This is a genomic window from uncultured Gemella sp., from assembly GCF_963519265.1.
Classification (GTDB): domain Bacteria; phylum Bacillota; class Bacilli; order Staphylococcales; family Gemellaceae; genus Gemella.
In genome coordinates, this window is sequence record NZ_CAUQNQ010000075.1 from 1 (window position 1) to 5,713 (window position 5,713).

5 protein-coding genes are annotated in these 5,713 nt (G+C 28.8%); 3 read left to right on the forward strand and 2 right to left on the reverse strand.

Annotation, left to right across the window (positions count from 1 at the left end; translation table 11 throughout):
- Nucleotides 1-3,675: NEAT domain-containing protein (locus tag RWN11_RS06655; protein WP_314160974.1), on the forward strand; the 3,675-nt coding region annotated here is incomplete at its 5' end.
- Nucleotides 3,676-3,745: 70 nt separating this feature from the next.
- On the opposite strand, the gene RWN11_RS06660 is transcribed toward RWN11_RS06655, so the two are convergent.
- Nucleotides 3,746-4,225: a VanZ family protein gene (locus tag RWN11_RS06660; protein WP_314160975.1), complete on the reverse strand. Its 480-nt coding sequence runs from the start codon at nt 4,223-4,225 to the stop codon at nt 3,746-3,748.
- Nucleotides 4,226-4,340: 115 nt separating this feature from the next.
- The gene (locus RWN11_RS06665) at nt 4,341-4,712 is read right to left on the reverse strand and encodes an iron-sulfur cluster biosynthesis family protein (RefSeq protein WP_314160976.1); all 372 of its coding nucleotides are present in this window, start codon (nt 4,710-4,712) and stop codon (nt 4,341-4,343) included.
- A gap of 179 nt (nt 4,713-4,891) precedes the next feature.
- Here RWN11_RS06665 and RWN11_RS06670 point away from each other — a divergent pair, with 179 nt between their 5' ends.
- Together RWN11_RS06670 and RWN11_RS06675 are read left to right on the forward strand one after the other, a co-directional pair.
- Nucleotides 4,892-5,404: an adenine phosphoribosyltransferase gene (locus RWN11_RS06670; RefSeq protein ID WP_314160977.1), complete on the forward strand. Its 513-nt coding sequence runs from the start codon at nt 4,892-4,894 to the stop codon at nt 5,402-5,404.
- A gap of 22 nt (nt 5,405-5,426) precedes the next feature.
- Nucleotides 5,427-5,713: hypothetical protein (locus RWN11_RS06675; protein WP_314160978.1), on the forward strand; the 287-nt coding region annotated here is incomplete at its 3' end.

The window sequence follows — 5,713 nt, forward strand, 5'->3', positions numbered from 1 at the left end:
TCATATGCTCAAAAAGATTTAGTTACTAAAGTAGAAAAGAATAGCTATGGGGATGAATTAAATATTACTCTTGCAGATGGATTTAAAGCAGAAGATGTTCTTAAAAACACTAAAGAAGTTATTATTAATGGAAAAACCTTCAACAAAAATCTTTTTAGCAAAAACTGGAAAGGTCAAATCGTTACTTTCGATGACGGTGGAGACAGTCTTAAAGCATTTAAAGCTTGGAACTTTGATGGAGACAATACAATCGTATTCAAAGCAAATGACGGTAGCGAAAGCAAAGCATATACTACTGGTAATAAGGTAGCTGAAGAAAAACCAGCTGATAATAAATCTACAGAAAAACAAGATACACCAGCAACTAATACTTCATATGCTCAAAAAGATTTAGTTACTAATGTAGAAAAGAATAGCTATGGGGATGAATTAAACATTACTCTTGCTGATGGATTTAAAGCAGAAGATGTTCTTAAAAATACTAAAGAAGTTATTATTAATGGAAAAACCTTCAACAAAAATCTTTTTAGCAAAAACTGGAAAGGTCAAATCGTTACTTTCGATGACGGTGGAGACAGTCTTAAAGCATTTAAAGCTTGGAACTTTGATGGAGACAATACAATCGTATTCAAAGCAAATGACGGTAGCGAAAGCAAAGCATATACTACTGGTAATAAGGTAGCTGAAGAAAAACCAGCTGATAATAAATCTACAGAAAAACAAGATACACCAGCAACTAATACTTCATATGCTCAAAAAGATTTAGTTACTAATGTAGAAAAGAATAGCTATGGGGATGAATTAAACATTACTCTAGCTGATGGATTTAAAGCAGAAGATGTTCTTAAAAACACTAAAGAAGTTATTATCAATGGAAAAACTTTCAACAAATCACTTTTTAGTAAAAACTGGAAAGGTCAAATTGTTACTTTCGATGACGGTGGAGAAAGCCTTAAAGCATTTAAAGCTTGGAACTTTGATGGAGAAAATTCAATCATATTTAAAGCGAACGATGACAGTGAAAGCAAAGCATTTACTACTGGTAATAAAGTAGTCGAAGAAAAACTAGCAGATAATAAAACTACAGAAAAACAAGGAGAAAAAACTTATTCACTTACTGACAAGTTAGAAGATGGTGAATATACTTTAGGATTTAACGCTTTATATGCTGATGGAAGACAAGGTACTTCTATGTTAGAAGGTTTCTTCGATAAAAATGTAAAATTAGTAGTTAAAGATGGAAAAATGAGTATTACAATGTTAAACACTTTATTCGCTCATGGTTTATATGATTTTGCCATTCAAAATAAGGGTAAATGGGCATCAGGTGTGAAAGAAAACTTTGGTGAGAAGAACTCTGCAGGTCAATATGATAAAGCGTTATTTACTCTTCCTGTAGAAGATTTAGACAAAATACATTTAGGTGGTGTTATTGTTTCTTATATGGGCTCTCTTGAGAGTGATAAAGGAAACTTCGATAAATATACAACCGTAAAACTAAAATTCAAACCTGAAATTAAAAAAGGATGGAATGGATTCGAGTTAGTTGAGAAAAACAATGAAGAACGTAAAAAAAGTGATGATCTACTTCAGAAAAAATTAATTGCTAATGGGGTAGATACTAACAAAGACGGTAAAGTAACAGAAGATGAATTAAAAAACTTTACAGGTGATATCAATATTGGTTCATTAGAAATTGATGGCAAAGTTGATAAAGGTGCAATTTATAATTTAGATTTATTAAAACACATGGGCCCTGGAGTTAAATCATTCTCATCTGACAGTAATAACTTGGGTGAATTACCTGAAGATTTATTCAAAAATGCAGTTAATATTGAGCGTATTAACTTAGGAGGAAATGGTGTTACTAAACTACCGGAAAACCTATTTGCTAATAACAAAAAATTAAAAACTGTGAATTTATCTTCTAACAACTTAGGTAATATCCCAGAAAACCTATTTGCAAATAACTCTGAATTAGAATCTGTTGAATTTAGTCAATCATGGTTATCAACATTACCAGCGAATGTATTTGCTAATAATAAGAAGCTAAAAACAGTAAGTTTATCTAACAATAAAATAGTTTCACTTCCAAATGATTTATTTAAAAGCAATACAGGATTAACATTCTTATCTGTAACTGATAATGAACTTACTAAACTTCCAGATAGTATAGCTAATTTATCTTCTTTAACACAGTTATATGCAGCTAACAACAAATTAACATCACTTCCAGAAAATGGAGTTAATTTAACAAAATTAAATACTCTAGCTTTAAATAATAACCATATCTCTAGCTTATCTGATGAATTATGGAAAACACTTGCTAAAAATAAAGCAACTGTAAGACTAGTAAATAACCAAATTAGTAATATACCATTAGAATTAATTAAAGCAAATGGTAGTCTGCATATTCTTGATATTGCTAATAACAATTTACCAGCAACATTACCGTATAATGATTCTGATACAAAACTATTAGGAATTTCTCCTGAAGTTACGCAAGGATATTACCCTCAAAAACAAGCTATCGAATTAAATGTTGTTGCAAAAGATAATAAAATCACAATTCAACCAAAAGATGAGAAGTTAACAATTCTAAATCTTCTACACTGGTATAGAGGTCGTTCTGAGTTCTACGGTGGGGAAGGTATCTTACAAGGTTTAGATAAATATAAAGAATTCCTAAGTAAACAAACTAAACCTATGGCAGAACTACTTAAGAGTGATGACTATGGTCGTAACTGGTATATTGTTACTAAGGTAGAACGTATCCGAGGTAATGAAGTTAAAGAACTTAGTTCAACAAGTGTTTCTAATGAAGATGATAGAAAATTAGAAATTACTGATAATGATATGAAAGCTGGAGATAAATATAGAGTTACTAAAACTTTATTCGAGAAAAATGCTACAAATATCGATGATAAAATAGTTGAACTTGTAACGACAGTTGATGCTGATGTTAAAAAAGAAGAACCTAAGGTAGAAGATAAGAAAGATGAGAAGCCTTCTGAACAACCTAAGGTTGAAGAGAAACCTCAAGTGACGCCTGAACAGCCTAAAGTAGAAAAACCTCAAGAATCTCCTTCTGAACAACCAAGTACACCTTCAGTGGATGATAAAAAGAATGTAACTGATACTCTTATTGCTAAATTACCTGGTAATGAAGAAGTTAAAGTTCAATTTAAAGAAAAAGATGTTACTGGTATGAAATTTGTAGCTCAAAATTCTGATGAACAAAAAGTTGAAAAAGTTAAAGAATTAGTCAAAAATCTTGATGAAAAACTAAAAGTAGTAAAAACTCTTGATTTATTCTTTACAGATGATAAAGGAAATGTAATTAATAATAATGGAGAAGCTAGAACAGTTACTGTAGCAGTAATAGCTAATGATAATGAAACATTAGAAGTATACTATGTAAATGGTGATAAGTTACAAAAAGTTAAAAGTACTTACAGTGATGGAAAACTTACATTCTATACAGATCACTTTAGTACATATACTATTGTTTCAAGAGCCAAAGAAGCTAAGAATAATCCTTCACAAAGTGAAGTAGAACAAAGATTCAACAATATACTTCCTAAAACTGGTTTAACTGAAAATAGTGCAGGTGCTGCATTATTAGGTTTACTAGGTGTGATTTTATCTGTATTAGGATTTAGAAGAAAAAGATAATATAAATTAGTTTACTATTATATAAAATAAAAACGATAGATTTTAATTTTAGAATCTATCGTTTTTCGTATTAAATTATAAGATAAAGAATGTCATGAATAATATATCCAGAAAAGAGTATTAATATAACATTCATGTATATTCTTAATTTTTCTCTAAAGATAACTGAGATAATATTGATAATAATTACTCCAATAATCGCTCCTAGAGTGTTATCAATTAAATCTGTTATGTCAGGAAAACCAATAGTTAGCACATATTGTGTAGATTCATATATACAACTCAATATAAAAGCTAATATTATTGCTCTAAAACCAGAAGACTTAGGGTATAACATCTTTATGTAAAAACTAAATGGTATGAAGAAAAGTATATTTAATAGAACTTCCACAATATCAAAATAACTATATGGTATTAAGTTAACTGTTCTCCATGTTATTCCTGGATGAAGTAGAACTCGTGGATGATTTATCCAAGAAAGATTACTATTTTTTAATAAATTCCAATCCATTTTGGCCACTATTACCCATGAAAGTATGAATAAATACACGAAAAATAGAATAAAGGTTAATTTTCTGCTGTTAAGAAAAGATTTCAAATTATTCTCCTTTCATTTTTATTATTTTAGAATATATAGTAACAAAGTTTATTAAAATTAACTTAAATTATAATTTAATAATTAGCTGAACTTGATCAGCAATTATTCCCGCTTCACTTTTCAAATTAAGAGTAAAATTTTTATAGTCAAAAACATTATTTTTATCAAACATCATTTCGTAATAAGAAGGGAAGAATACAGTGCCAAGATTTGATTCGACTTGCATATCATATTTACTCCACTTAATATTTCCATCGTTTTTACTCACTATTAACACTCTATACTTATCGTAAACTTGACAGTGACAACTACTTATATTTTCATTATAAGGGCTATTTCCATCCGCATAGTCAATTATAATATCATATGTATTTTCATCAAACTTATTAATTTCTTTTAAAATATATTCAATTGCTGATTCTGAAAATGTAAATTTCATAATTTAGCCTCCATGTTTAATAATATATATTCTATTTTATCATACTAATAAATCATAAAGATAGTATTTAGGATTACCTCTTTTCAGAACTTATAATAATGGTATTATAAATTGCTTATTTTCTTATTTTATAGTATAATAATTAGGTTAAGAAAACATTTAGGAGAAAATAAAAATAAATGAATTTAGAAAAATACATTTCAATCGTACCAAATTGGCCAAAAGAAGGAATCAGTTTTAAAGATATTACTACTTTAATGGCAGATGGAGAAGCGTACAAATACGCTACAGATCAAATTGTAAATTATGCAAAAGAGAAAAAAGTTGATGTAGTAGTAGGACCAGAAGCTCGTGGTTTCATTATTGGATGTCCTGTATCTTACTCACTGGGTATAGGGTTCGTTCCTGTAAGAAAACCTAATAAATTACCACGTGAAGTTATTTCATATCAATACGACTTAGAATACGGAAGTAACACATTAACAATGCATAAAGATGCAATCAAACCAGGTCAACGTGTTCTAATTACTGATGACTTATTAGCTACAGGTGGAACAATTGAAGCAACTATAAAATTAGTAGAAGAATTAGGAGGAATCGTAGTAGGTATTGCGTTCTTAATCGAATTAGATGGTCTAAACGGTATGGACAAACTACAAGGTTATGACGTTCTTACATTACTAAAAATGTAATCTACTATAATAATTAAATAATATGACATTTGAACTTATAGAAAAGAAATATCTAAAAAATATAAATACAAATGCTTATCTTTATGAGCATACAAAAACTCGTGCTAGATTAGTTTTCTTTGAAAATGATGATATAAATAAAAGTTTTAGCATTAGTTTTAAAACTATCCCTTATAATGATAATGGTATTTTTCATATTTTAGAACATTCTGTTTTATGTGGTTCAGCGAAATATCCAGTAAAAGAACCTTTTGTAGAACTACTTAAAGGTTCTTTTAATACATTTTTAAATGCAATGACATTTCCTGA